This is a genomic window from Candidatus Accumulibacter sp. ACC005, from assembly GCF_907163215.1.
In the GTDB taxonomy this organism is placed as follows: domain Bacteria; phylum Pseudomonadota; class Gammaproteobacteria; order Burkholderiales; family Rhodocyclaceae; genus Accumulibacter; species Accumulibacter regalis.
In genome coordinates this window covers 1-26,414 of record NZ_CAJQUB010000007.1, presented here as the reverse complement: position 1 = coordinate 26,414, position 26,414 = coordinate 1, and the positions used below count along the sequence as shown (strand labels likewise).

Annotated in this window: 18 protein-coding genes and 1 pseudogene; 8 read left to right on the top strand and 11 right to left on the bottom strand. The window is 65.0% G+C overall.

The genetic code is table 11. The features are described 5' to 3' along the window. Nucleotides 1-70 precede the first annotated feature (70 nt). Entirely contained in the window at nucleotides 71-712 is a 642-nt protein-coding gene (locus QZ613_RS09540) for a hypothetical protein (protein WP_291865514.1), read from the top strand. Between the two features lie 141 nt (nucleotides 713-853). Then, on the top strand, nucleotides 854-1,714 hold the full coding sequence (locus tag QZ613_RS09535; RefSeq protein ID WP_043570662.1) for an amino acid ABC transporter substrate-binding protein: 861 nt from the start codon (nucleotides 854-856) through the stop codon (nucleotides 1,712-1,714). Between the two features lie 94 nt (nucleotides 1,715-1,808). Here the strand turns inward: QZ613_RS09535 and QZ613_RS09530 are convergent, their stop codons facing one another. The 5 genes from QZ613_RS09530 to QZ613_RS09510 all read right to left on the bottom strand — a co-directional run bounded on the left by QZ613_RS09530 (nucleotide 1,809) and on the right by QZ613_RS09510 (nucleotide 7,801). Then, nucleotides 1,809-3,101, bottom strand: coding sequence for a D-amino acid dehydrogenase (locus QZ613_RS09530; RefSeq protein WP_291982150.1), 1,293 nt, complete (start codon nucleotides 3,099-3,101; stop codon nucleotides 1,809-1,811). 103 nt (nucleotides 3,102-3,204) lie between these two features. Continuing rightward, nucleotides 3,205-4,911 (bottom strand): diphosphate--fructose-6-phosphate 1-phosphotransferase, encoded by a 1,707-nt coding sequence (locus QZ613_RS09525; protein WP_291865507.1) that lies wholly within the window; start codon nucleotides 4,909-4,911, stop codon nucleotides 3,205-3,207. Nucleotides 4,912-5,119: 208 nt separating this feature from the next. After that, complete coding sequence (gene fbaA / locus QZ613_RS09520; protein WP_291982148.1) at nucleotides 5,120-6,193, bottom strand: class II fructose-bisphosphate aldolase; 1,074 nt, start codon at nucleotides 6,191-6,193, stop codon at nucleotides 5,120-5,122. Between the two features lie 148 nt (nucleotides 6,194-6,341). After that, entirely contained in the window at nucleotides 6,342-7,406 is a 1,065-nt protein-coding gene (gene arsB / locus QZ613_RS09515; RefSeq protein ID WP_291865528.1) for an ACR3 family arsenite efflux transporter, read from the bottom strand. A gap of 71 nt (nucleotides 7,407-7,477) precedes the next feature. Then, nucleotides 7,478-7,801, bottom strand: coding sequence for a metalloregulator ArsR/SmtB family transcription factor (locus tag QZ613_RS09510; RefSeq protein ID WP_291982146.1), 324 nt, complete (start codon nucleotides 7,799-7,801; stop codon nucleotides 7,478-7,480). Between the two features lie 283 nt (nucleotides 7,802-8,084). On the opposite strand from QZ613_RS09510, the gene QZ613_RS09505 reads away from it, so the two are divergent. Then, entirely contained in the window at nucleotides 8,085-9,095 is a 1,011-nt protein-coding gene (locus QZ613_RS09505; RefSeq protein ID WP_291982143.1) for an ArsJ-associated glyceraldehyde-3-phosphate dehydrogenase, read from the top strand. Between the two features lie 77 nt (nucleotides 9,096-9,172). After that, nucleotides 9,173-10,471 carry an organoarsenical effux MFS transporter ArsJ gene (gene arsJ / locus QZ613_RS09500; RefSeq protein WP_043568211.1) on the top strand — a complete coding sequence of 433 codons (1,299 nt, stop codon included), beginning with the start codon at nucleotides 9,173-9,175 and terminating at the stop codon, nucleotides 10,469-10,471. Between the two features lie 71 nt (nucleotides 10,472-10,542). On the opposite strand, the gene eno is transcribed toward arsJ, so the two are convergent. Then, nucleotides 10,543-11,934, bottom strand: a complete 1,392-nt coding sequence (gene eno, locus QZ613_RS09495; protein ID WP_291864640.1) for a phosphopyruvate hydratase — start codon at nucleotides 11,932-11,934, stop codon at nucleotides 10,543-10,545. Between the two features lie 290 nt (nucleotides 11,935-12,224). Next, entirely contained in the window at nucleotides 12,225-12,347 is a 123-nt protein-coding gene (locus tag QZ613_RS09490) for a hypothetical protein (RefSeq protein WP_291864637.1), read from the bottom strand. A 25-nt stretch (nucleotides 12,348-12,372) separates the two neighbouring features. Here QZ613_RS09490 and QZ613_RS09485 point away from each other — a divergent pair, with 25 nt between their 5' ends. The 3 genes from QZ613_RS09485 to QZ613_RS09475 all read left to right on the top strand — a co-directional run bounded on the left by QZ613_RS09485 (nucleotide 12,373) and on the right by QZ613_RS09475 (nucleotide 20,369). Continuing rightward, complete coding sequence (locus QZ613_RS09485; RefSeq protein WP_291901413.1) at nucleotides 12,373-14,292, top strand: pyruvate kinase; 1,920 nt, start codon at nucleotides 12,373-12,375, stop codon at nucleotides 14,290-14,292. A gap of 264 nt (nucleotides 14,293-14,556) precedes the next feature. After that, nucleotides 14,557-16,266 carry an autotransporter assembly complex family protein gene (locus QZ613_RS09480; protein WP_291982141.1) on the top strand — a complete coding sequence of 570 codons (1,710 nt, stop codon included), beginning with the start codon at nucleotides 14,557-14,559 and terminating at the stop codon, nucleotides 16,264-16,266. Next, entirely contained in the window at nucleotides 16,263-20,369 is a 4,107-nt protein-coding gene (locus tag QZ613_RS09475; RefSeq protein ID WP_291864629.1) for a translocation/assembly module TamB domain-containing protein, read from the top strand. Before QZ613_RS09480 ends, QZ613_RS09475 begins: the two co-directional genes overlap by 4 nt. 105 nt (nucleotides 20,370-20,474) lie before the next feature. Here QZ613_RS09475 and QZ613_RS09470 read toward each other — a convergent pair whose 3' ends face one another. The 4 genes from QZ613_RS09470 to folD all read right to left on the bottom strand — a co-directional run bounded on the left by QZ613_RS09470 (nucleotide 20,475) and on the right by folD (nucleotide 24,114). Next, on the bottom strand, nucleotides 20,475-21,512 hold the full coding sequence (locus QZ613_RS09470; RefSeq protein ID WP_291864624.1) for an L-threonylcarbamoyladenylate synthase: 1,038 nt from the start codon (nucleotides 21,510-21,512) through the stop codon (nucleotides 20,475-20,477). Further along, complete coding sequence (locus QZ613_RS09465) at nucleotides 21,502-22,659, bottom strand: 5-(carboxyamino)imidazole ribonucleotide synthase (protein ID WP_043570909.1); 1,158 nt, start codon at nucleotides 22,657-22,659, stop codon at nucleotides 21,502-21,504. Before QZ613_RS09465 ends, QZ613_RS09470 begins: the two co-directional genes overlap by 11 nt. Nucleotides 22,660-22,762: 103 nt before the next feature. Continuing rightward, nucleotides 22,763-23,263 (bottom strand): 5-(carboxyamino)imidazole ribonucleotide mutase, encoded by a 501-nt coding sequence (gene purE / locus QZ613_RS09460; protein ID WP_043570912.1) that lies wholly within the window; start codon nucleotides 23,261-23,263, stop codon nucleotides 22,763-22,765. Further along, the gene (gene folD / locus QZ613_RS09455) at nucleotides 23,263-24,114 is read right to left on the bottom strand and encodes a bifunctional methylenetetrahydrofolate dehydrogenase/methenyltetrahydrofolate cyclohydrolase FolD (protein WP_291864617.1); all 852 of its coding nucleotides are present in this window, start codon (nucleotides 24,112-24,114) and stop codon (nucleotides 23,263-23,265) included. Before folD ends, purE begins: the two co-directional genes overlap by 1 nt. A gap of 657 nt (nucleotides 24,115-24,771) precedes the next feature. Here folD and aceE point away from each other — a divergent pair. Then, a pseudogene (aceE, locus tag QZ613_RS09450) lies at nucleotides 24,772-26,414 on the top strand (pyruvate dehydrogenase (acetyl-transferring), homodimeric type); the annotation flags it as partial.

The following is a 26,414-nucleotide window of genomic DNA, read 5'->3' as shown; positions in this document are numbered from 1 at the left end:
GCCTGACGGCGTCGGGTGACGAACACTGGGCTATACTCATTCCCCATTGCGCACCTTTCGGAAATTCGCCATGGGCTTCAGCCTGCTCCGTCGCACCCTGCTTGCCGCGCTATTCACGGCGCTTCTGACCGCCTGTACCTCGACTTCGGTGATCTCCGAGTGGCGCGATCCCGCTTATCGCGGCGCGGCGCTGAAAAAGGTTCTGGTCTACATCGCGGCCAGCGACGACGCCGTGCGCCGCACGGTCGAGGATCGTCTGGCGTCGTCGTTCCCCGAGGGGACGCAGGGCGTCGCCAGTTACACCCTGTTCCCGGAGGCGAAGGAAATCAACGAACAGAACGAGAAAGCACTCTCGGCGCGTCTTCAGAAAGAAGGCTTCGACGGCGCGTTGACCGCCCGCCTGGCGTCAGTGGATAAGGAAAACGTCTATGTGCCGCCGCAGACCTATTTCGCGCCAGGAATGCTCGGTCCCTACGGGTCTTTTTACGGCTACGGCCGTTATGCCTACGCTTCGCTGTATGCCGTCCCCGGCTATGCCTATCAACAGACCAGGTACATGATCGAGACGATCCTTTACGACGTCCCGGGCGGGAAAATGCTGTGGACGATGACCAGCGAATCGGTGAGCCCGGATTCCCGGCAGCAACTCATCGACGAGGTCACGAGCCTTATTGACGGCGAGTTGAAGAAACAGGGATTCATCGCTGGCTGAACGTCTTCCGCCCAGCGGCGACCTTCTCGCCATCACCAGTGCAGCACCGATGAAGCGCGGCCATTCGCCGTAGAAAGCCGAAAAGGCGTCTGGCAAGCGGTTGTTCTTTCATGGCTCGAACGAGCCGTCAACCAAGGATTGATGATGATATTGCGTACTTTCATTGCGGCCACCGTCACAGCCTCTTGTTTCCTTGCCGCCCCGGCAGCGGCCGAGCAATCGACCCTGGCCCGGATCAAGGAAACTTCGACGATCAAGCTCGGCTACCGCGAGAACTCGCCGCCGTTTTCGTTTGCCGCCGACGACAAGAAGGCCCAGGGCTACAGCGTCGACCTGTGCATGCGCGTGGCGGACGACATTGCCAGGCAAATGGGCATCGCGAAGCTGACTGTGCACTGGGTGCCGGTGAGCGCAGAAAGCCGCTTTGACGCGGTGAAGAACGGTGAGATCGATATCGAGTGCGGCAACAGCACGCAGACGCTGTCGCGCCGCGCCGACTTCGACTTCAGCCTGATGACTTTTGTCGATGGCGCCAGCCTGCTCTATCTGCGTGGTGAGAACCCGAAGTCCCTGCAGGACGTCAAGGGGCAGCGCATTGCCGTGGTCTCCGGGACGACCACCGAAAAGGCCATGGCTCAGCTGGCGGCCGACGACAAGCTGGGCGTGCAACTGATCAAGGTCAAGGACCACAACGAGGCCTTGGCGGCTCTGAAGAGCAAGAAGGCGACCGCCTATGCCGCCGATCGCACGGTATTGATCACCACCGCGCTGCTCGGCGGGGGCGGAACGGAATATTCCCTTGCTGAAAGTCAGTTCACCTACGAACCCTACGGCCTGATGATGCGCCGCGACGCGGACATGCGACTGGCCGTCGACCGTTCGCTGGCGCAGTTGTATCGCAGTGGCGAGATCGGCCCCGTCCTCAAGAAGTGGTTCGGACCGCTCGGCGACCCGGGCGAAGTCCTGAAGGTGATGGTTCTTCTCAACGGCCTGCCCGAGTAATCGACAGCGGGCGCGACCCCTGCGCCCGCGGTTGCGCGCGCCTTGCCCGGTCTTGCCCCTTCGGGCATCGCTGCGCGAACGTCGCGCCGCCAGATCAAGCGTTTCGCGCGCTGCTTTCCCGGCCGGGCAGGGTGAAGCCGTCCAGGGCGACGAAGGGCGGCTGGCCGGCGATGAGGTCGGCGAGCACCCGGCCGCTGGCCAGCGCCAGCGTGAAGCCGAGTGCGCCGTGGCCGACGTTGAGCCAGAGCTTGCGGCAGCTGCTGCGGCCAAGGATCGGCCGGCCGCTCGGTGTCGCCGGGCGCAGACCGGCCCAGGCCTCGGCCTGCTCGTAGTCGGCCGCGCCGGGGAAGGCGCCGCGCGCTTCGCCGAGCAGCATCGCCAGCCGCCGCGGGGCGATCGAACCGTCGTAGCCGCCGATGTCGGCGATTCCGGCCACGCGCAATCGACCGGCGAGGCGGGCGTAGACAATCTTGCGCTGGAAGTCGGTGACGCTCAGCGTCGGCGCCGCTTCCGGGTCGCTGATCGGCGCCGTCAGGCTATAGCCCTTGAGCGGGTAGATGGGCAGCGACAAGCCCGCCCGGCGCGCCAGGCGCTCGCTGTCGCAGCCGGCGGCGAGGACGTAGGCGTCGGCTTCCAGCCGTCCGGCGCTGGTTTCCACGCCGACGACTTCGCCCTGGCGGACGCTCAGTCCGTTGATCGAGGTGGCGAAGAAGCAGCGGTTCTCCGGCGAGGCGGCAAGAGTCCGGTCCAGTAGTTCGCCGCTGAAGCGATAGCAATCCGCCGTGTCTTCGCTCGCCGTGTGCACGCCGCCGACGATCTCTCCGCGCAGGCCGTCGAGCGCCGGTTCGATGGCCATGCACGCCGCGCGGTCGAGCACCTCCTGGCGATAGTCGTCGTCGCGCACCAGGCGTTGCTGGAAATCGACCTGGCGGCGCGCGCTCTCCAGCGCTGCCGCGTCGCGATAGACGACCAGCTTGCCGCTGTTGGCGTGGGCGAAGTCGAGCGCCGGATCGTCAGCGAGCAATTCGTGCATCAGGCGACGGCTGGCGTGCCCGAGCCGGAGCAGGTGGCGGGTCGTTTCGGCGCTGCGCAAACTGCGGCAGGCGGCGAGAAACTGCAGGCACCAGCGCCATTGCCGGGCGTCGAGTTGCGGCCGAAAACGTACTGGCGAGCTGGGCGAGAGCAGCCAGGGGACGAGTTTCGGCCATACCGCCGGGTCCGCAAGTGGTGCCACGTAGCTGTAGCTCAGCTGGCCGCCGTTGGCGTAACTGGCTTCCAGCGCGGCGCCCTGGTTGCGGTCGACCAGGCTGACCTGATGGCCGTCACGCGCCAGGTAGTAGGCGGTGGCGATGCCGACGACGCCGGCACCGAGAACGATCACTTTCATTCTTTCTCCCTGGCCGGTGGCGGGGCCATGACAAGCGGTGATGGAAAAAGAAGAAGGGCCATCGTCAGCCGATGGCCCCGGTTTGCAGCAGGCTGGCGCGCGGTCAGCCGATCTTGAACATCAGCGACTTCGACCCCGAGTTGAGGGCGACGCTGATCGGTTGCTGATGCGTCGTCGGGCCCCAGAACTGGCGTGGGCCGGGCGAGGTGAACAGGTCACTGGCGGCCCACTCGTCACGTCGGGAGGCAAAGAACGTCATCGCCGGCGAGTCCATCCTGACCAGCGCCTTCTCGATCACGAACTCGTCCTGACCGTGCCGGCGCTCGATGTTGAGCAGGCCGGCGAGCGGGATCGCCTGGGGAACCCCGCCGCTGGTCAGTCCGGTGATCGTCGCCATGTAGCCGCTGTGGCCGTCGAGGATCAGCGAGCCGGCGGTGAGGCCGAGATTGTAGGTGTACGCCGCGTCGAACAGGGTCGGTGCGCCGCAACGACCTTCGTAGCCGAGGAAGTGGCTGTGCGCGGCAAACGGCACCTTGGCGTCGAGTTCCTTGACGCGCGCCTTGGTCATGTCGATGAGGAGCTGCTCGGTGGGGATCAGCGAGACCTGCAGGTTGCCGTGCGAGTCACGCTCGGCGAGCAGCATGGCGACGATGTAGTGCGGCAGCGACGCCAGCAACTTCGCGTTGTCGGCGCTCAGTTTGCTTTCGACGAAAGCCGCCTTGGCGTCGTCGGCGAGGGCGGCGAAAGCCGTCGCTTCATGCGCCAGAACATCGTTGAGTTCGGCGATCATGGCGTTCATTTCGGGGATGAACTCGATCAGTCCTTCCGGGGCCAGCAGTACACCGTAGTTCATTCCCTTGTGCGAGCGCTCGACGACGATCTTGGCGATGCTGTCGATGATGCTGGCCAGCGACATCTTCCGGCTCGACACTTCCTCGGAAATGATGGTGATGGCCGGCTTGGTCTGCAGTGCGACTTCGAGCGCCACGTGCGATGCGGAGCGGCCCATCAGCTTGACGAAGTGCCAGTATTTCAGCGAAGAACTGGTGTCCTGGAGGATGTTGCCGACCATTTCGCTGTAGATCCGCGTGGCGGTATCGAAACCGAACGAGATGGCCAGCAGGTCGCCGAGTTGCAGGTCGCCATCGATGGTCTTGGGCACGCCGATGACCTGCACGCCCGAGCCGTCGGCCTTGACGCCGCGAAAAAGCGACTCCGCCAGCACGGCGGCGTTGGTGTTCGAATCGTCGCCGCCAACGACGACGATGGCGTCGAGATTGTGCTTGATGCAGGTTTCGCGAACCTGTGCGAACTGGGCGTCGCTCTTGATCTTGGTGCGGTCCGAACCGAGGAAGTTGAAGCCACCGGTGTTGAGGACGAAGTCAACATCGGCATCGCTGATTTCGAACAGCGAGCCTTCGAGCAGGCCCTTCGGGCCGGCCTTGACGCCGAGCAGCGTGTTGCCGGCGCCGAGAACGCGCTTCAGGCCACAGACGACGTTGTGGCCACCGGCGGCAGGACCGCCCGAGAAGAGGACGGCGACGCGCTTGCCCTTGATGCTGGTGGTCCGGCTGCCCGCGGAGGTGAGAACGACGTTGCCCGAAGCGGCGACCGTTTTCGGAAACTGCTTGGCGACGGCGTCGCTGTCCTTGGTGCTCAGGACACGATCGGTGCTGCTGAAGCTGACCGGCTGCGGCTTCTCGGACGAGCCGAAGGCGGCACAGACGGGAAGGGGGAGTTGGCGCACTGCGGATTCGAAAATCGACTTGTGCGCTTCGGTGTTGATTAGCTGTTCTGCCAGAGTGCTCATGCTTGGGTCCTCGATTTGCGGGAAGTGTATTGTCGGAGTACCGGCTGCGGGCCGGCCGGGTCAGCGCTCGGGAAGGCTTGCCAAACCCGCGGCGGCTCGCTGGCTGCGTATGTTCAACAGCCTGGCAGCGCTCTCGACCAACACAAAAAAGGGCCAGCCCGGAACAAGATTCCTGGGCCAGCCCGTCGCGGCGTCCTCAGCGGCTTGCTTACGCCAGGGTGCCGACGTTGTTCAGGTCCTTGAAGGCCTGCGTCAGGCGGGCGCGGAAAGCGTCTTCACCCTTGCGCAGCCAGGCGCGCGGATCGTAGTACTTCTTGTTCGGCTTGCTGTCGCCTTCGGGGTTGCCGATCTGGCCTTGCAGATAGCCTTCGTTCTTCTTGTAGAAGCCCATCACGCCTTCCCAGAACGCCCACTGCAGGTCGGTGTCGATGTTCATCTTGACGACGCCGTAGGAGATCGCTTCGCGGATTTCCTCGAGGGTCGAACCCGATCCGCCATGGAAGACGAAGTCGACCGGCTGCGCCTTGGTGCCGAATTTCTTCTGCACGTAGTCCTGCGAATTCTTCAGGATGATCGGTTGCAGCTTGACGTTGCCCGGCTTGTAGACGCCGTGCACGTTGCCGAAAGCGGCGGCGATGGTGAAGCGGTCGCTGACCTTGGAGAGTTCCTCGTACGCCAGCGCGACGTCTTCGGGCTGGGTGTAGAGCTTGGAGCTGTCGACGTTGGTGTTGTCTACGCCGTCTTCCTCACCGCCGGTGACGCCCAGTTCGATTTCCAGCGTCATGCCCATCTTGCTCATCCGCTCGAGGTAGCGCTTGCAGATTTCGATGTTTTCTTCGATCGGCTCTTCGGAGAGGTCGAGCATGTGCGAGCTGTACAGCGGCTTGCCATGGGCCTTGAAGTACTGCTCACCGGCGTCGAGCAGGCCGTCGATCCACGGCAGCAATTTCTTGGCCGCGTGGTCGGTATGGGTCACCACCGTGGCGCCGTACAGTTCGGCCATCTGATGGATGTGCGTGGCGGCGGAGACGCCACCCGCGATGCAGGCACGCTGACCGGCATTGTCGAGGCCCTTGCCGGCGTAGAACTGCGCGCCGCCGTTGGACAGCTGGATGATCGCCGGAGCCTTCAGCTCGGCGGCGGTTTCCATGACTGCGTTGACGGTGCTGCTGTTGATGACGTTCACCGCTGGAAGAGCGAACTGCTTTTCCTTGGCCAGTTCGAAGATCGCTTGCAATTGGTCGCCGGTGGCAACACCCGGTTTGATGTTTTTGGCATTCATGAGTTCTTATCCAGATTCGGTTGATCGAAAGGGTTCAGAAGCGAGGGGAGCACGGCCAGTGTAGTTGACCGGTTCACTGGAAGTATCTCGTTCGCACAGCGACTCGTCAAGCGCCGTCTGCCCAGGCCTTGCGGGTGCTGGTCCTTGCTCAGTGCGATTCGCGAAGCGGCTCGCGCGGGCGCAGGCCGGCTTCGTACCAGGGCTTGCTGCGATTCACCAGATGCACCAGCCAGAGCATCACCGGGACCTCGATCAGGACGCCGACGACAGTGGCCAGTGCAGCACCGGAATCGAAGCCATACAGGGCAATTGCCACCGCGACAGCCAGTTCGAAAAAGTTTGATGCTCCTATCATGGTTGACGGGCCGGCCACGGCATGGGCAACGCAGAACTTTCGGTTGAGCCAGTAGCCAAGCGCGGCGATCAACAGGCCCTGCAGGAGGATGGGCACGGCGAGCATGGCGATGATCAGCGGCTGCTCGCTGATCGCCTGCCCCTGGAAGGCAAAAAGTAGAACCAGGGTGGCCAGCAGGGCGACGATCGAGAAGGGCCCGATGCGTGTCAGGGCGCGCTGGAAAAACGCCTCGCCGTGACGACGCAGACGCTGGCGGGCGAACTGGGCGATCGCCAGCGGCAGGACGATGTACATCACCACCGACAGAAACAGCGTCTCCCAGGGCACGGGAATCGCCGATACGCCAAGCAGCAGGGCGACGATCGGAGCGAAGGCGAAGACCATCACCAGATCGTTGAGCGCGACCTGGGTGAGCGTGAAGTTGGCGTCGCCCCGGCACAGATTGCTCCACACGAAAACCATCGCCGTGCACGGCGCGGCGCCAAGCAGGATCAGGCCGGCGATGTAGCTGTCGACCTGCGCTGCGGGCAGGAAAGGCGCGAAAACGTGGCGGATGAATATCCAGCCGAGCAGCGCCATGGAGAACGGCTTGACCGCCCAGTTCACAAACAGCGTGATGCCGATGCTGTTCTTCTGGCTGCGCAGCTGATGCAGCGCGGCGAAGTCGACCTTCATCAGCATCGGGATGATCATCACCCAGATCAGGAGCCCGACCGGGAGGTTGACCTGGGCGATCTGCAGGCGGCCGACGGTCTGCGCCAGTTCGGGAGCGGCGACGCCAATGATCGTTCCGGCAATGATGCACAGGAACACCCAAAGCGTCAGCCAGCGCTCGAAGAAACTCATTGGCCCGGCCATCGCCAATGCGCGCGCACGCAGCCAGGCGGCGGTGCAGCGGTCGGCGATCGGCAAGCTTCCGGAAACGGCATCTACCGTTCCCCCTGCGCCGCCGGCTTGCAGATCTCCGGATGGCCGCCGCAGCAGTTGTCGGTCAGAAAGCCGATCAGGGCGTCGATGCGACGCATGTCGGCGTGGCAGCGAACGAAGCGGCCTTCCTGTACGGTGCTCACCAGGCCGGCGTGGGTCAACGTCTTCAAGTGGAAGGACAGCGTCGGCGCGGGCAGCTCCAGTTGCTCGGCAATGAGCCCCACGGTCAGGCCGGCAGGGGCATTCTGGACGAGCAAGCGGAAGACGGCGAGACGGCTTTCCTGCGCCAGCGCGGCAAGCGCGGTGACGGCATTGGTATTGTTCATTGTTCCAACAATACCGAAATACTGGCGCTGCCGCAAAGCGTTTGCCCGGCGATTCGCCGCTCATGTTCAGCGCCCGGTCCGCACGGCCGTGGTCCGACATGCTCTACCCCCGGCCTTGGCGACAGCCGCAACGATGGGCGGCTTTACATATTTCGAAGATTCTAGCATTATGGAAACGTGCCGCAGGGCACTGCTGCTTGCGGCGTTGGCCGCGTTAGCCTCGCCGACTCGCTGCGTTCCGGCCAGGCAGCACGCACCAGGTCACCACTCGGAGGAACTAAAAATGGCTATCAAGGTTGGCATCAACGGTTTCGGACGCATGGGCCGGCTGGCGCTGCGCGCGGCCTGGGATTTCCCGGAGCTGGAGTTCGTGCATATCAACGAGGCGAACGGCCCGGTCGAGTCGGCGGCGCACCTGCTCGAATTCGATTCGGTACAGGGCCGTTGGCGGCGCGACATCGAGGTGCGCGACGGACGCATTCTGGTGGACGGGAAGTCGATCAGCTACAGCAGCGCCAAGGACGTTGCCGGCGGGCCCTGGAGCGACGTCGGCGTCGATATCGTTCTCGAAGCCAGCGGCAAGTGGCGCAGCGTCGATCAGCTGACCCCCTATCTCGACGCCGGAGTCAGGAAGGTGGCCGTCGCCGCGCCGGTCAAGGATGGCGGCGTGCTGAACATCGTCATGGGCATCAACGACCATCTCTACGACCCGGATCGCGACCAGATCGTCACTGCGGCGTCATGCACGACCAACTGCCTGGCGCCGGTGGTCAAGGTGGTTCACGAAGCGATCGGCATCACGCGCGGGATGATCACCACCATCCACAGCTCGACCAACACGCAGGTGGTGCACGACCAGATGCACAAGGATCTGCGGCGAGCGCGGGCGGCCAGTCTGTCGCTGATCCCGACGACGACCGGCTCGGCGACGGCGATCGCGCTGATCTTCCCGGAACTGAAAGGCAAGCTCGACGGCCACGCGGTGCGCGTGCCGCTGCTCAACGCGTCGCTGACCGATTGTGTCTTCGAAATGCAGCGGCCGACGACGGCCGCCGAGGTCAATGCCTTGTTCAAGGCCGCTGCGGCAGGCCCGCTGCAGGGAATCCTCGGTTACGAGGAGCGGCCGCTGGTGTCGATGGACTACCTGGGCGATGCCCGTTCGTCGATCATCGACGCCGCGCACACGCTGGTGGTCAACGAGACGATGCTCAAGATCTACGCCTGGTACGACAACGAGTGGGGCTACGCCAATCGTTACGCCGAACTCGCGCGCAAGCTGGCGAGATCGCTTTAGGAGCCTTTCCGTAGCGGGGCAGCGTGCGCAGCGCTGACGCTCGCGGCGGAGGCGAACAGCGAAAGAGGAAAAGGGCGATGAGCGATCCATCCGCAGTGAGCAGCGACGCGTCGCGCGCCGGTCTGCGCAATTACGTGCTGGTCACCGGTGCCTACTGGGCCGATACGGTGACCGATGGCGCCACGCGCATGCTGGTGCTGTTCTATTTCTACAACCTCGGTTACACGCCGCTTGCGGTGGCTTCGCTGTTCGTCTTCTACGAGGTCTTCGGCATCCTGACCAACCTTTTCGGTGGCTACATCGGCGCCCGTTTCGGGCTCAAGACGACGCTGTTCATTGGTCTTGGCACACAGCTGGCGGCATTGTCGATGCTCGCCTTCGCGCCGCAGGCCTGGCTGGTCGTCGCCTGGGTGATGGCCTCGCAGGCCTTGAGCGGGATCGCCAAGGACATGACCAAGATGAGTTCCAAGAGTGCCGTCAAGCTGATCGTCCCGGAGGATTCGTCGGCAACCCTGTACCGCTGGGTGGCCATTCTGACCGGGTCGAAGAACGCGCTGAAGGGTGTCGGCTTCTTCCTTGGCGGCCTTCTGCTCAGCGTGCTCGACTTTCAGAGCGCGCTGAAACTGCTGGTGGTGCTGGTTGCCGTCGCCCTGACCCTCGCCGCCGTGCTCATGCGCGGCGGCCTCGGGCAGGCCAACAGGAAGGCCAAGTTCGGGCAGATGTTTTCGCGCAACGCGGCGGTCAACAAGCTGGCGGCGGCGCGCATCTTTCTCTTCGGGGCGCGTGACGTCTGGTTCGTCGTCGGTCTGCCGGTATTTCTGTCCAGCGTCCTCGGCTGGACCTTCTGGCAGTCGGGTGGCTTTCTGGCGATCTGGATCATCGGCTACGGCATCGTCCAGGCGGCGACTCCGGGACTCTTGCGCAGCCGGGTCGAGGGGCGGCACGAACCCGACGGACGGACGGCGACGATCCTGGCGTTCGTCCTCGCCGCGCTGCCGGCGGCGATTGCCCTGGCGCTGAGCGCCGGTGCGGCGCCGGCGGTCGTCGTCGTCGCCGGCTTGATCGTTTTCGGCGCCGTCTTTGCGCTCAACTCGGCGGTTCACTCGTACCTGATTCTGGCCTACACCGACAGCGACAAGGTGGCGATGAGCGTCGGCTTCTATTACATGGCCAACGCTGCCGGTCGCCTTGCCGGAACGGTTCTCTCCGGTGCGCTCTATCAGTGGGGGCTGCAAAGCGGAGCCCAGAACGGTCTCGTCGCCTGCCTGTGGGCGTCCTCGGCATTCGTCCTGGTGGCCGGCCTGCTTTCGCTGCTGCTACCGCGTCAGGCGGGCACGCGCAGCAAGCCGATCCGGCTCGGCGACCTCGGCGAGTAATCGGCGGAGCAGGCGGGTGAACAAAAAAAGGCATCGCCTGGCGATGCCTTTTTGCTCACGGGTAGCGCGACTTAGAAGCCGGCGCCCTTGATCGACTTGAGGCCCTTGTAGACGGCCTTGCTGCCCAGTTGCTCCTCGATGCGCAGCAGCTGGTTGTACTTGCAGATGCGGTCGGTACGCGACAGCGAACCGGTCTTGATCTGGCCGGCGCCGGTGCCGACAGCGAGGTCGGCGATGAACGCGTCCTCGGTCTCGCCCGAACGGTGCGAAGAAATGACGCCGTAACCCGCCTTCTGCGCCATCTTGATGGCGTCGAGCGTCTCGGTCACCGTGCCGATCTGGTTGACCTTGATCAGGATCGCGTTGGCCGCCTTCATGTCGATACCCTGCTTGAGGCGGACCGGGTTGGTGACGAAGAAGTCGTCGCCGACGATCTGCACTTTCGCGCCGAGTGCCTTGGTCAGCTTGACGTAGCCTTCCCAGTCGCTCTGGTCGAGACCATCCTCGATCGACACGATCGGGTACTTCTTGCACCAGTCGCTGTACACCTTGATCATCTCGTCGTCGGTGAACAGCTTGTCCGGGTTGGACTTCCAGAACTTGTAGCCTTTGCGGTCACCTTCGTCGAAGAGCTCGGAAGACGCACAATCCAGGGCGATGCCGATCTGCTTGCCGGGTTTGTAGCCGGCCGCGACGATGGCTTCCATGATCACTTCGAGTGACTGGTCGTTGGTCAGGTTGGGGGCGAAGCCACCTTCGTCGCCGACGGCGGTGACATGCCCGCCTTTCTTCAGGATGCTCTTCAGCGCGTGGAAGATCTCGGTGATCCAGCGCAGGCCTTCCGAGAAGCTCGGCGCGCCGACCGGCATGATCATGAATTCCTGGAAGTCGATCAGGTTGTCGGCGTGCTTGCCTCCGTTGATGATGTTGGCCATCGGCGTTGGCAGGCAGAAATCGCGGTTGTGGTGAATCTTGCCGATGTACTTCCAGAGGGGCATCTTGCTGACGTTGGCAGCGCACAGGGTGATGGCCATCGACGCGCCAAGTAGTGCGTTCGCACCGAGATTCGACTTGTTCGGCGTGCCGTCGAGGGCGATCATCGCTTCGTCGAGGGCACGTTGCTCGAGCGGGTTCTTGCCCTTGAGCAGTTTGGCAATCGGACCATTGACCGCAGCAACGGCTTTCAGGACACCTTTGCCGAGGTAGGCTTTCTTGTCGCCATCGCGCAGTTCGCAGGCTTCGAATTCACCGGTCGACGCACCCGACGGGACAGCGGCGCGAGCCATGTAACCATTGTCGAGCGTGATGTCGACTTCGACGGTCGGGTTGCCGCGCGAGTCGAGGATCTGCCGACCGACGACCTTGGTGATCTTGACGAACTCAGGGCTGCTTACAGCCAGTGTTTCGCCTTGTTCGGTATCTGCAATTTTCTTCGATTTTTTTACTTTTTCTGCTTTTGCCATAATTGGGCTCCGTAGGAGTGATTTGGTGGGAACAGCCGCGTGGACGTGACTCAGTGATCATACCCAATTCGGCTTCGACGGTGCAATGCTTGGCGGCGCTAAAAGCCGGGAATCAGACAGGTTTCGGACGATTGCGGAGGTCCGCAACGCTGGCGGGCGAGGACGCTGCCGTAATCCGCGAGCGGCGCCGAAAAAAAATGCGGGATGGCGTCCTCCGGGCACCGCCTGGCGGATGGAAGTGGGCCGGCGCGGCTGTCGCCTTCGGCCGGCAACAGGCAATGCTATGGGCATCAAGCTTGTTTTTTTGCTGCCGCGAACGAGGGTCGGCGCAAGGCCTGTCTGGTGCGCTTGCCGGTCAGCTTCACACAACTGAAACCTTGCTTGCCAAGAATGGCGCCCTTGGCAAGGAACATTTCAAGTTGATTGGGGAAAGCCGGCGTGGCCAGCGAGCAAGAAGAGATGACCGACGAGCAATCGCGCAACGCCCTTGTGCGCCGCGTGGGGCTTGCCGTCGAGAGGCTGCGCGAAGATGCGATGGCCATCGAGGATGAACTGGATGACCGGTTGCGCCTCGTTGCGCCGGAATGCGCAGCGAGTGCTCGCAACCTGGCACACTATCTGGCCGTGCGGCGGGTCGACATCCGCATCCTGCAGCGCGAACTGGGCCGATTGGGGCTGAGTTCGCTGGGCCGCATGGAGGCGCACGTGATGGCTTCACTGGACAACGTGGCCGATGTCCTCTGCCTCTTGCGCAAGAGCGCTGTTCCCGATCGTGTGCAGGCGGTCCGGCCGATTCGTTTCCACGAGGGCGATCAAGTGCTGGCACGGCATGCGCATGCGATCCTGGGGCCTCTGCACAGCGACCGCAAGACGCGGATCATGGTCACCATGCCGAGTGAAGCGGCTGCCGACCCGTCCTTCGTCAGCAACCTTCTCGCCCAGGGGATGGACATCATGCGCATCAACTGTGCGCACGACAGCGCAGACGTCTGGGGGCGAATGGTCGACCAGCTGCGGCAGGCGGAAAGGAAGCTGGGGCGCTCGTGCAAGGTCTGTTGCGATCTGGCCGGACCGAAGCTGCGCACCGGTGCCGTCGAATCGTCGCCGGGCGTCGTCAAGTGGCGGCCACAGAGAAATGCGCTCGGCCAGACGATTGCGCCGGCGCTGGTTCGCTTCGTCAACGAAGTTCCCGACGATGCTTTTGCCGGAACGACAGTGCCGGTGCAGGGGAAGCTGTTGGCCCGGGTCAGAGGGGGCGATTTCATCGCCTTGCACGATGCACGCGGGCGGGCACGAACGCTCGAGGTGATCGCCGTTTCTGCAGACGCCTGTCTTTGCCAGGGGGTGCGCACGGCTTACGTCGTCGAGGGCACCCGACTGAGCGTACGGCGAAAGGCAAGAACCGTAGCGAAAGCCACCGTTGGCCCCCTGCCGCCAACGCCGCAGGCCTTGTTGCTCAAGCCTGGGGAGGTCCTCGAGGTGGTCAGAGGCGAGATTCTCGGCCGGCCGGCAACCTATGATGATGATGGCAAGCTGCTCGAAGCGGCATGCATCGCCTGTTCGCTGGACGAGGCATTCATCAGCGTCCGCGAAGGAGAGAGGATTTTCTTCGATGACGGAAAGATCGCCGGGAAAATCCGCCGGGTGACGCCCGAGCGCTTCAGCGTCGATGTCACCTACGCAGCGGGGGGCGCGGCAAAGCTCCAGGGTGAGAAGGGAATCAATCTGCCGGACACCGACCTCAAGCTGCTGGCGCTGGGTGCGAACGATCTTGCGGACCTCGCTTTCGTCGTGCGGCACGCCGACATGGTGGCCATGTCTTTCGTGCAGCGGCCGCAGGATATCGAAGACTTGCTGCTCGCACTTGACCGGTTCGACGCCAATCACCTGGGCATGGTCCTGAAGATCGAGACCACTAAGGCTTTCAGCCGGCTGCCAAGCCTGTTGTTTGCGGCCATGCGGCACCCCAACGTCGCGGTCATGGTGGCGCGCGGCGATCTCGGTGTCGAACTGGGCTTTGAACGTCTTTCGGAAGTGCAGGAGGAGATTCTCTGGCTGTGCGAGGCCGCCCATGTCCCGGTGATCTGGGCAACGCAGGTGCTCGAATCTCTGGCCAAGGGGGGCATGCCGTCGCGCGCCGAAGTGACCGACGCGGCGATGGGAACCCGCGCCGAATGCGTAATGCTCAACAAGGGGCCTTACATCATGCAAACGCTGCGCTTCCTGTGCGATGTGTTGAAGCGCATGGAAATGCACCATGAGAAGAAGACGGCAATGTTACGTCGCTTAAGCATTTCGGAGATCGCCCCGGGCGAGGATGGTGCTCGTGGCGCGCGGCCCGAAACCTGTCGCGGGTGAGCGCCAGCCGCTGCTCGGCGAGCGCCATGCCTGGCTCCCGCAAGCTGTCTCCTGTCGTCTCCAGGCGACGCCGGCAGCGTCTACGGCGTCGGTTTGCGCGGACGTTTGCACAGTTCTTGCCAACGGCGCGCGCAAAACGTCTATGCTATACGGCCTGCCGCAAGCGCCTCCGGCACGTCGGCCGGCGACGCAGCGCTCGCGCGGCGCGTCAGAACGATCGAAGTCACGCTATTCAGTTTGCTACAGCCGTTCCTCTCTCCGTCCATGCACAAGCCCGTTGTTCTGGCAGCGCTGCTGCTCGCCCTGCCGGTCGCCGCCGCTGTGCCGCAATTGCAGGCGCCGGAAGACGTTCGCCAGCTGCTGACCGACTACCTGGAACTCGGCGACGTCGCCGACGCCCCGGCGGAGGCCGCCTTCGAGCGCCGGATGCGGCGCGAAGTGCCCGCCCTGCTGGCGACCGAGGGCTATTTCTCGCCGCAGGTTGTGGTCACCGGGAGTGACGACACGCTGCTCGTCGATGTCGATCCAGGCGTACGCTCGACGGTCGGCGGCGTGCGCATCGAAATCGTCGGTGCGGTGGACGAGGCGCGTCGTGAAGCCCTGCGCCAAGGCTGGAAACTGAAAAGCGGCCAGCCTTTCCGGCAAGCCGACTGGGATGACGCCAAGCAATCCCTGCTCGCCGACCTGCTGGCCGTAGACTTTGCCGGCGGTCGTTTGCAGGACAGTACGGCCGAGGTCGACCCTGCGGCGCACAGCGTCGACCTGCACGTGGTCGTCGTTGCGGGTCCGCCGTACAGTTTTGGCGAGCTGAAGATCAGTGGCCTGAAGCGCTATGAGCCGGCCCTGATCGAGCGCTACAACCGTACGGTCGAAGCCGGTAAGCCCTATCGCGAGGACCGGCTGCTGGCCTTGCAGACAGCCTTGCAGGACACGCCGTACTTCGGGTCGGTGACCGTTTCGCTCGAGCGCAGCAAGGATGGCGACAGCCCGCCCGTTGACGCGGATGGACGGGTCAGCGCGCCGGTACTGGTGCATGTCCGCGAGCGTGCGCCCTACCAGGTGTCGCTGGGCGCCGGCTACAGCACCAACACCGGCGCGCGCGTCGAAGCCAACTACCGCAGCAGCGACCTCTTCGGTCGCGCCTGGGAACTTCACACCGGCGTGCGTATCGAGCAGCTGCGCCAGACGGCCTACGCCGATGTCTTTTTCCCGCCTGACGATCGGCGGCGGCGTGACGGCGTGGGAATGGCTTTCCAGAGCTCCGACATCGAAAATCTGGCGCTCGAGAGTTTCTCCGTGGGGGCGACGCGCGTGCAGCAGCGCGGCAGTGTCGAGCAGCGCCTGGGACTCAATTGGCAGGAAGAAAAGCAGACGCCGAAAGGTTCGCCGACGACGACCAACCAGGCCCTCACCGCGCAGGCCGGCTGGACCTGGCGGCACGCGCGGGATCCCCTCGATCCGTCGGAGGGGATTGCCCTGCAGTTTCAGCTTGGCGGAGCCAGCAAACAGCTGCTGTCCGATCAGAACTTCCTGCGGACCTACTTTCGCTACGCGCAGGGGGTGCCGCTGGGCGCCAGCGATGGCCTGCTCCTGCGCGCCGAACTGGGCGCCACCTTGGCGCCCTCGAGCAACGGTATTCCGCAGGATTTCCTCTTTCGTACCGGCGGCAGCAACTCGGTTCGCGGTTACGCCTATCAGAGCCTCGGTGTGCAGCAAGGCGAAGCAGTTGTCGGCGGCCGTTACCTGATGACCATGAGTGCCGAATACACGCACTGGATCACCCCCTCCTGGGGTGCGGCGGCATTCGTCGACGCGGGTGACGCACAGGACAGTCGTGACGCCTTCGATCTGGCGGTGGGCTACGGTCTTGGCGCGCGCTGGAAGAGTCCGGTTGGCCCGCTCGGTCTGGATCTCGCTTACGGCCAGCGCGACGGCAAGTTGCGCTTCGACTTTTCGCTGGCGGTGCCGTTTTGAACGACGAAAAAGAACCGCCCGCGGCGCCCGTGGCGAGTCCGCTCGACGGACAGGCGGAGGCGCCCGAGGGCGCCGGCGGCGACAGCCGGGCGGCGCCGCCGGCGCCATCCAGGCGTTCTCTGCGCTGGCTATGGATCAGCCCGTTGGCCATCGTACTGGGCCTCTTCGTCGCCCTGGCCTGGCTGCTGGCGACCGAGAGTGGTTTTCGCGTCGCCTGCCGCGCCCTCGAGCAGCTCGCCGGGGGGCAGCTGACGCTCGGCGAACCGACGGGCTCGTTGCAGGGTTCGCTGACCCTGCCGTCGCTGCACTGGCGCGACGCGACGCTCGACGTGCAGCTGCAGGACCTGCAGTTCGACTGGCGCCCCGCCGAGTTGTTGCAGGCGCGACTTTCGGTCAGCCGTCTGGCCGTGGCGAGCCTGCGCTTCGCCAGCCTTCCCAGCGACGAGCCGCTGGTCGTGCCCGACAGCCTGCGTCTGCCGCTGGCCATCGACGTCGAGCAACTGCAGCTCGGAAGCATCGAAGTCGGCGACTATACCCACCCCGACGGAAAGGCGGCGATGGTCGTCGAGGCGCTGGCGCTGAGGCTGAGCAGCGCTGGCGAATGGCATCGCGTGACTGCGTTGACCGCCAATGTCAGCGGGCTGGCGCTCAGCGGCGAGGCCTCTCTGGCCGCCGACAAGCCGTACGCGCTGGCGGCGAAGTTGCGCATCGAAGGCGAAGCCGCTGGACGAGCGCTGGCTTTCGATCTGCTCGCCGACGGGCCGCTCGAAGAACTGAGCCTGCGGGGCAGCGGTGAGCCGATCGACGGTAGAACCGGCGAGAGTTTTGCGGCTGAAGTCAGTGCTCGACTGAAGCCTTTCCTGGCGCAGCCGATCGTCGAAATCGTGGCCAAGATATCGGGAGTCGACCCGGCGGCATGGAGCAAGGGTGCGCCACAGGCAGCGCTCGATCTGGGCGTCGATTTGCGGCCGCTCGCTGACGCGCCGGACGTCCTGGGTGGGCGTTTGACGCTGCGCAATCGGCGTCCGGGCGCTGCCGACCAGCAGTCGCTGCCGGTCGAGTCCCTGCACGCCGGTTTGCGGCTGAGCGGCGACGAGTTGCAGTTGGCCGATCTCGATCTGCGCTTGTCCGGCGGCGGGCGCCTGCGCGGCAGTGGCCTTCTCCGCGGCAGCGAACTGACCCTGCGCCTGATGGCCACGGCGCTCGACGCGCGCGCCCTGGTCAGCACATTGCGCCCAACCAAGCTCGCCGGCCCGTTGCGCGCCAGCCTGGGCATCAATCAGCAGCTGCTCGAGCTGGAACTGCGCGACCCGCAGTTCAGCCTCGACAGCAAGATCGCCATCAAGCCGACGGAGATCGTCGTCGACCAGCTGCGATTGTCCACTGGCGACGCCAGGCTCGTCGCCAGTGGGCGGCTCGGCCTGGTCGACGCCGGCAGGTTTGTCGTCAAGGGAAGTCTGAAGAACTTCGATCCCAGCCGCTTTGCCGAGGTGCCGCCGGCACGGCTCAACGCCGACTTCGACGCCAACGGCAGCAGCCGGCCGCCGCTGACGCTCGCTCTGCGCTTTCAGCTGCACGACAGTCGCTTTCGCGGCCAGTCGCTGACCGGTTCCGGAGAAGTCGATCTTGCCGGTGAACGCCTGCGCAAGGCCGACGTCGAGCTCAACGCGGCCGGCAATCGGCTGACCGCGAAAGGCGCTTTCGGCGCCCGTGGCGACCGTCTGACGGTATCGATCAGTGCGCCAAGACTCGATCCGCTGGGTGTGGCCGGCGATCTCAACGGGACGCTGCTGCTCGCCGGTACCATGAAGTCGCCCGAAGTGTCGGCCGACCTGCGTTCGGCGCGTCTGGCGGGGAAGGACTTCGGCGAAATCCGCGGGCTCGATCTCGCAGCCCGCCTGGGGGACGGCAAGGACGGCGCGCTGTCGGGAAGGTTGCAGCTCAGCGGCGTCGATCTGGCCGACGGCAATCCGGTGGCCGGCAAAGTGCTGTTCGAGGCCGACGGCGTACGCAGCGCACACCGCCTGCGCGGCCAGCTTGCGCTACCCGGAAAACGCGATCTGCGCCTGCTGCTCGAAGGGGGGCTGACGACTCCGGCGAGCGGCATGGCATGGACTGGCGCGCTCAGCGAACTGAGTGTCTCGTCGCTGGCGAGCAAGGACAAGCCCTTCGTCCGCCTCGCCGGGCCCTTGCCCTTGCAGGTCGCTGCGGCGCGCTTCAGCGCCGGTCCCGCAGACTTTGTCGGGCCGACGTGGTCGGCGCGCCTCGAGCGGGTGTTCTACGAGGGGCAGCGTTGGCAGACCGCCGGCAGTCTGCGCGGCCTGCCGCTGGTCGCGACGCTCGCCGAATTTCCGGAATGGTTCGACGACTCGGCCATCGGGGCCGCCAAGGGCAGCGGCGAGACGCTGCGCCTGAACGCCGAGTGGGATCTTGGCAACAGCGGCGATAGCCGTGCAAGCGGCCAGCGCAAAGTGGCGAAGAGCAGCTTGCCGACGGGCCGTCTGCGGCTGTGGCGCGAGAGCGGCGACCTGTCGATCGGCGTCGTTCCGCTCGGTTTGACGGAGGGAGTGGTCAGCCTTCTCGCCAAGGATGGACGTCTCGACGCCGAACTCAGCCTGCGGGGCAAGAAACTGGGTGAGCTGAGTGGCAGGCTCAGCGCGGCGAGTTCGGCGACGACGCTGATCAGTCAGCAGGCGCCGTGGCGCGGGCAACTCAAGATGGACGTTCCGGATCTGGCCTGGGCCGCTCGCCTGGTGGGAGACGGCTGGCAATTGGGCGGTCGTCTGGAGGGCGCGATGCAGCTTGCCGGAACTCCGGCGAAGCCTGAGCTCGGCGGAGAATTGCGTGGTGACGGCCTCGCCGTGCGCGCCCTGGACCACGGGATGCGCCTGGAACGTGGCAAGTTGCTGCTGCAGCTGACCGGCGACAAACCCGGTGACGTGCGCCTGCTTCTCAAGCAGCTGTCTTTCGAGAGTGATTTCCAGGCCATGCCGCGCACCCTGGCCCTCGACCCCGGCGTCGCTGCCGCCAACCTGACCGCCAAACCCGGTCGTGTCGAGGCCAGCGGCGAATTGCATCTCGGGAATACCGATGGCGTCTTGACCCTGCGCGCAGATCGTCTCGGGGTGACGCAGCGCGCGAATCAGTGGATGCTCGTCTCGGGCGACGCCAAACTGACCCTGGGCGAGAAACTGCTCGACGTTCTCGGAAGTTTCAAGGTCGACGCCGGTTACTGGGAATTGGCCAAGAGTGGCACACCGCAGCTCTCCGACGACGTGGTGATCAAACGCAAGGAACAGAAGAAAGCCAAGGCGCCGGCGGCGGCGCGTCTGTTGTCGCTGAACATCGACGCTGACCTCGGACGCTACTTCCATTTTCGTGGTGCCGGCGTCGAAAGCCGCCTCGCAGGCTCGATCAAGATCGCCTCGGAAGGAAGCGGCCTGCCACGAGCGACCGGGTCGATCCGGACGGTAGGCGGCCGCTTCGACGCCTACGGCCAGAAGCTGGCCATCGAGCGTGGCATTCTCAACTTCCAGGGACTGATCGACAATCCCGGTCTCAACATCCGCGCGATTCGTACCAACCTGCCGGTCGAGGCCGGTGTCGAAGTCACCGGAACCGCCCGGCGGCCGATCGTGCGCCTGGTTTCCGACCCCGTGGTGCCGGATGCCGAGAAACTCTCGTGGCTGGTTCTTGGGCACGCGTCCGACCAGGAGGGATCGGGCGGTGGTGGCGTCCTGCTGGCCGCCGCGCAGACGCTGTTTGGCGGCCAGGACGGCGGGACGCTGGGCAAGCTGCAGCGCAGTCTGGGGATCGACGAATTCGGTGTCAGCAGCGGTTCGATCGGCGGTTCGGGCCGCTCGCAGACCAGCAGCATTGCCAACACCAGTTCCTTTGGTTCGACCAATACCACCACCGGCCAGATCGTCAGCGTCGGCAAGCGGCTGTCGTCGGATGTCCTGATCAGCTACGAGCAGTCACTGAGCACCGCGGAAAGCGTCGTCAAGCTGACGGCCTATCTCAACCGCAACTTCTACGTCGTCGGTCGTGCCGGTTCAGACAACGCTCTGGATTTCTTCTGGAAATACAGTTTCGGGCGTTGAGGCGGTCGCAATCCCGGCAATCCCGGCAATCCCGGCAATCCCGGCACTCCCCGCGCCGTCAGCCTCGTTTTTCCGGGCCGGCCTGCCGCTGACCGGGAGTCGGCGTTACCCGTCGCGCAGACCCGTGGCCTGAGCGCCAGCGGCAGAGCGCCGCAGGCGGTCGGTGACGGCAGCCCAGGATGGCGTCACGGGGACGTCTTCGACGACGATCAGGTCGGCCGCGCTGTGATCAAGCTCGCGCAGGGCCCGGTAGAGCGCGCGCGCGTAGCCGCGGGGATCGTCGGGCAGCTTGCGCAGCGCGTGCGGCGAGACGGCTTGCGGCAGCGGGCTGCGGCAGACGACCGCACAGCGGCGTCCCGCCTGCTGTAGCGCGTCGACGACGTCGGCAAGCTGCGCGGGGGCGACCAGTCGCAGGGGCGTCGTCGGCGCGTAGTGAGCGGCCAGCGATCCGGACACGCGCGGCGCGTCGTCGCTCGTCGCCGGCGTCGCCGTCTGCGGCAGGACGCCGATCACCGCGGCGATCTGTTCGGGCGTCACGCGTCCCGGGCGCAGCAGCCGCGGCGGCTGGGTCTCGCCGCGGCTCAGGTCGACGATCGTCGACTCGATGCCGACCAGGCAGCGACCCCCGTCGAGGATCAGCGGCACGGTCTCGCCCAGCTCTTCGCGCACATGTCTCGCTTCGGTCGGGCTGATGCGCCCGAAGCGGTTGGCCGACGGCGCGGCGACACCGCACATGCCGCCGACGCCTCCGCCGGCCTCGGCGTAGGCACGCAGCAGCGCCAGGGCCACGGGATGGGCCGGTACGCGTACGCCGATCGTGTCCTGGCCGCCGGTGGTCGCGGTGGGAACCGCCGCTGCGCGCCTGAGGATCAGGGTCAGCGGTCCCGGCCAGAAGGCCTCGGCGAGTTCCCAGGCCAGTGGCGGGACGTCGCGGGCCCAGCGTTCGAGACAGCCGGCGCCGGCGAGATGGACGATCAAGGGGTGATCGGCGGGGCGACCCTTGGCCGCAAAAATCCTCGCCACTGCGTGCGGGTTGGCGGCGTCGGCCCCCAGACCGTAGACCGTCTCGGTCGGAAAGGCGACCAGCTCGCCGGCCTGCAGCAGCGCGACGGCACGATCGATGTCGGCCTGCTCAGGAAGCATCGACGATGCCGATCGCAGCGCGCGCTGCCAGCGCCCTTTCGCGGGCTTGCTGCGGGTCGTCGTCGACCACCGTGAAATGCCCCATCTTGCGACCGTGCCGTGCGTGGTGCTTGCCGTAGAGGTGCAGCTTGAGGCCCGCAAAGGCGTGCAGCTGCGACCAGTCGGGTTCCCGGTAGCGAGGACCGGCCGGGCCGTTTTCGTACCACAGGTCGCCGAGGAGGTTGACCATCGCCGCTGCCGAGTGCGCGCGCGGGTCGCCGAGTGGCAAGCCGCAGAGCGCGCGTACCTGTTGCTCATACTGGCTGGTCAGGCAGGCGTCGAGCGTGAAGTGACCGCTGTTGTGCGGACGCGGCGCCATTTCGTTGACCACCAGCTCGCCGTCAACGACGAAGAACTCGACCGCCAGCGTGCCGATATAGCCCAGGCCGTCGGCGATCTTCTCGGCCAGCTCGGCGGCCCTGCTGCGCAGCCCGGACGGCGCGCGCGCCGGTACCAGGGAAACGTCGAGGATGCCCTTGCGGTGACTGTTCTCGACGGCCGGAAAGCTCTTCATCCGGCCGTCTTCGTCGCGCGCCAGGACGACCGAGATTTCGCTGCCGAGCGCGAGCTTCTGTTCGAGGACGCAGGTCTCGCCCTGGAAGTGCTGGAAAGCAGCGATGGCTTGTTCACGGCCGTCGACCACCGCCTGTCCCTTGCCGTCGTAGCCGAAACGGGCGACCTTGAGGATGGCCGGGAATAGGCCCGGCGCGGCACTGCGCAGATCCGCTTCGCCCGTCACGGCGATGAAGTCGGCGATCGGCAGGCCGTGCTGGCGCAGGAAGTTCTTCTCTGCGATGCGGTTCTGGCAGACGCTGACTGCCGCTGCCGACGGTCGGACGAGGACGAACTTGGCCAGGTAGTCGAGGGTGGCGGCGGGGACGTTCTCGAACTCGGTGCTGATCGCCGTGCACGCCTGCGCCAGTTCGTCGAGCGCTGGATAGTCGTCGTAGCCGGCGACCAGATGGCGGTCGGCAATCAGTCCGGCGGGGCTGCGCGGGTCGGGGTCGAGTACCCAGACCTTGTAGCCGAGTTCGTGCGCGGCGGCGACGAAGAAGCGGCCGAGTTGGCCGCCGCCGAGCATGCCGAGATTTGCAGGAGGAAGAATCATTTTCTTCTCACGTGGCGCGCGGCGATCCGTTGAACGAGACGCGGATAGCGGCGCGTGAAGGAAGTGTTGCCGGAAGCGGGGGGCTGCTCGGCGCTGCGCTGCGTCACACTTCCGGCAGCTTCATGGCCATGACCTTGGTCGCCTGCGCCTGCCGGAACTCGTCGAGGCGCTGGGCCAGCGCCGGGTCACCGGTGGCCAGCATGGCGACGGCAAACAGCGCGGCATTGGCCGCGCCGGCTTCGCCGATGGCAAAAGTGGCGACCGGTATCCCTTTCGGCATCTGCACGATCGAGAGCAAGGAATCCTGTCCCGACAGCGCCTTCGACTGCACCGGCACACCGAGAATCGGCAGGGTGCTCTTGGCGGCAAGCATGCCGGGCAGATGCGCCGCGCCACCGGCGCCGGCGATGATCGCCTTCAGGCCTCGCGCGGCAGCTGTCGACGCGTACTCGAACAACAGGTCCGGGGTGCGATGGGCGGAGACGACGCGTGCTTCGAAAGGCACGCCGAACTCCTTGAGCATCACGGCCGCGGCCTGCATGGTTGGCCAGTCGGAATCCGAGCCCATGACGACGCCGACCAGCGGAGCCTGTTGCTGCGCCATCAGAGCGCCTCTCTTTCGGCGGCTTCGAGGGTGTTGGCGAGCAGCATGGTGATGGTCATTGGCCCGACGCCGCCGGGGACCGGCGTGATCGCCGAGGCGACCTGGCTGACCGCAGCGAAGTCGACGTCGCCGCAGAGCTTGCCATTGGGCAGGCGATTGATGCCCACGTCGATGACCACCGCACCGGGCTTGACCATCTCGGCGGTGACGAATTGGGCACGCCCGAGCGCGGCGACCAGGATGTCGGCGCGCCGGGTATGGAACAGGAGGTCGCGCGTCTGCGAATGGCAGACGGTGATCGTCGCGCCGGCCTGCATCAGGAGCATGGCCATCGGCTTGCCGACGATGTTCGAGCGACCGATGACCACTGCCTCCTTGCCTTTCAGGTCGATGCCGGCGTCGGCGAAGAACTTCATCACGCCATACGGGGTGCACGGGATGAAGCGCGGATTGCCCTGCATCAGGGCGCCAAAGTTCTCGGCATGAAAGCCGTCGACGTCCTTCTCCGGCGAGATCGCCTTGAGTACCGCGTCGCTGTCGAAGTGTTTTGGCAATGGCAACTGGACGAGGATGCCGTGGATCCTGGAGTCGGCATTGAGTTCGGCGATCTTCTTGAGCACCACCGCCGGCTCGACGTCGGGCGGGTAGCTGATTTTCTCGGAGTGGAAGCCGGCCTGCGCGCAGGCGTTGACCTTGTTGCGGACATAAACCTGCGAAGCGTGGTCTTCGCCGACCAGGATCACCGCCAGTCCGGGGCGTGTGCCGCGCGCGGCAAGGGCTTCGGCGCGGGTCTTGAAGTCGGCACGCAGTTTTTGTGCGAGAACGGTGCCGTCGAGGATTTTTGCGGTCATGTCGGGTGTTCCTGGAGTCGCCAGAAGGGAGGTGGAGAAAGGGGCGGGAAGGGCAATGGCGGACGGCAGCGGCGGGCGACGTACGGGCGCCAGCCGCGCTGACGGTCGCAGGGAGCGCGGCCTCTTCTCAACACCTCGGGAAAGCCGCGATTTTATCGCAAATCGGCCCCTGCCCGGTACTGCCAAGCAGGGTGGTGCCGAGTCGCTGGTCGAGCTTGGCCGCCGCAAGGGAAGCAAGCGCGCAAGGGTCGTGTTGCACGCGGTGTGGAAGCCAAGGATTCCGGCGACGACAGGCTTTCAGGCGGCTGCCCAGTTTGCTGAAGGCGGCGGAATTGCGGCGCCACGCCCGCCCCGAAGTGGCGACCAAGGCAGCGGTGTTAAGCGGGCCAGCGAGCCGCTGATTGACGATTTTCGGTTGCCGCCGATCAACTTCCTGGCCAAGGCACGGTCAATAGGAAGTGCCGAAAAGCCTCGAAAGTGCCACTCGGGGCCAAAAAATTGCACGATACAAAATGCTGTTTTACAATGCGATAAACAGGCGCTTGCTGCACTGCGGTACTTTGTCGGCACGCAAGCGTTTACCCTCCGTGTTGGCGTCCGCTTTGGCGTCCGGCAAGACTATTCATTTCATGATTCTGCAGACCAGGAGACAAGTTCATGGCAGCTCTGCCCGAAAACGCGCTGTCGGCCGGCGCCACCGATGCCGACCCGCAAGAGACCCAGGAATGGCAAGACGCGCTCAGTGGTGTAATCGACAGGGAAGGCGCCGAGCGCGCTCACTACCTGATCGACGGCCTGATTTCGCAGGCGCGCCAGGAGGGAATCGATATCCCCTACAGCGCCACTACCGAGTACATCAATACCATCCCGGTCGATCAGCAGCCCAAGTATCCCGGTAATGCCGATCTCGAAATCAGGATTCACAACTACATTCGCTGGAACGCCATGGCGATGGTTGTGCGCGCCAACCGCGACACCAACGTCGGTGGCCACATCGCTTCCTTTGCCTCGGCGGCGGCGCTTTACGATGTCGGCTTCTCGTGGTTCTGGCACGCGCCTTCCGAGCAGCACGGCGGCGACCTGATCTTCTTCCAGGGACACTCGGTGCCCGGTGTTTACGCGCGGGCGCACCTGCTCGGGCGTCTGACCGACGAGCAGATGGACTGCTTCCGGCAGGAAGTCGATGGCAAGGGGGTGTCTTCCTACCCGCACCCCTGGCTGATGCCCGATTTCTGGCAGTTCCCGACGGTGTCGATGGGCCTCGGTCCGATCCAGGCGATCTACCAGGCGCGTTTCATGAAGTACCTCGACAGCCGCGGCTTCATCCAGGCCGGAGACCGTAAGGTTTGGGCTTTCCTCGGCGACGGCGAGACCGACGAGGTCGAATCGCTGGGCGCCATCGGCATGGCCGCACGCGAAAATCTCGACAATCTGATCTTCGTCATCAACTGCAACCTGCAGCGTCTCGACGGGCCGGTGCGCGGAAACGGCAAGATCATCCAGGAACTCGAAGGCACTTTCCGCGGCGCCGGCTGGAACGTCATCAAGCTGGTCTGGGGAACGCAATGGGACACGCTCCTGCTGCGCGACAAGAAGGGCATCCTCAAGCAGCGCATGATGGACCGCCGTCGACGGCGAGTACCAGACCTTCAAGGCCAAGGACGGGGCCTACGTCCGCGAGCATTTCTTCAATACTCCGGAACTCAGGGAACTGGTCGCCGACTGGACCGACGAGCAGGTCTGGGGGCTGAACCGCGGTGGTCACGACATCTTCAAGATCTTCAGCGCCTACAAGGCGGCCGTCGAGCACCAGGGCCAGCCGACGCTGATTCTGGCCAAGACGATCAAGGGCTTCGGCATGGGCCAGGCCGGCGAGGCTATGAACATCTCGCACCAGCAGAAGAAACTCGATTACGAGGCGATCAAGCGCTTCCGCGATCGCTTCAGCCTGCCGGTCGCCGACGACCAGCTCAAGGAACTGCCGTACCCTGAAGTTCGCGGAGGGCTCGCCGGAACTGACCTACATGCGCCAGCGGCGGATGGACCTCGGTGGCTACCTGCCGAAACGCCGCCGCACTGCCGAAGCACTGGATATCCCCGCCCTGTCGGCTTTCGACGCGCTGCTCAAGGCGTCGGGCGAGGGGCGTGAAGTATCGACCACGATGTCCATCGTCCGCTCCTGAACATCCTGCTCAAGGACAAGAAGGTCGGCCGCCACGTGGTCCCCCATCGTTCCCGACGAATCGCGCACCTTCGGCATGGAAGGTCTCTTCCGGCAGATCGGCATCTGGAATCAGCAA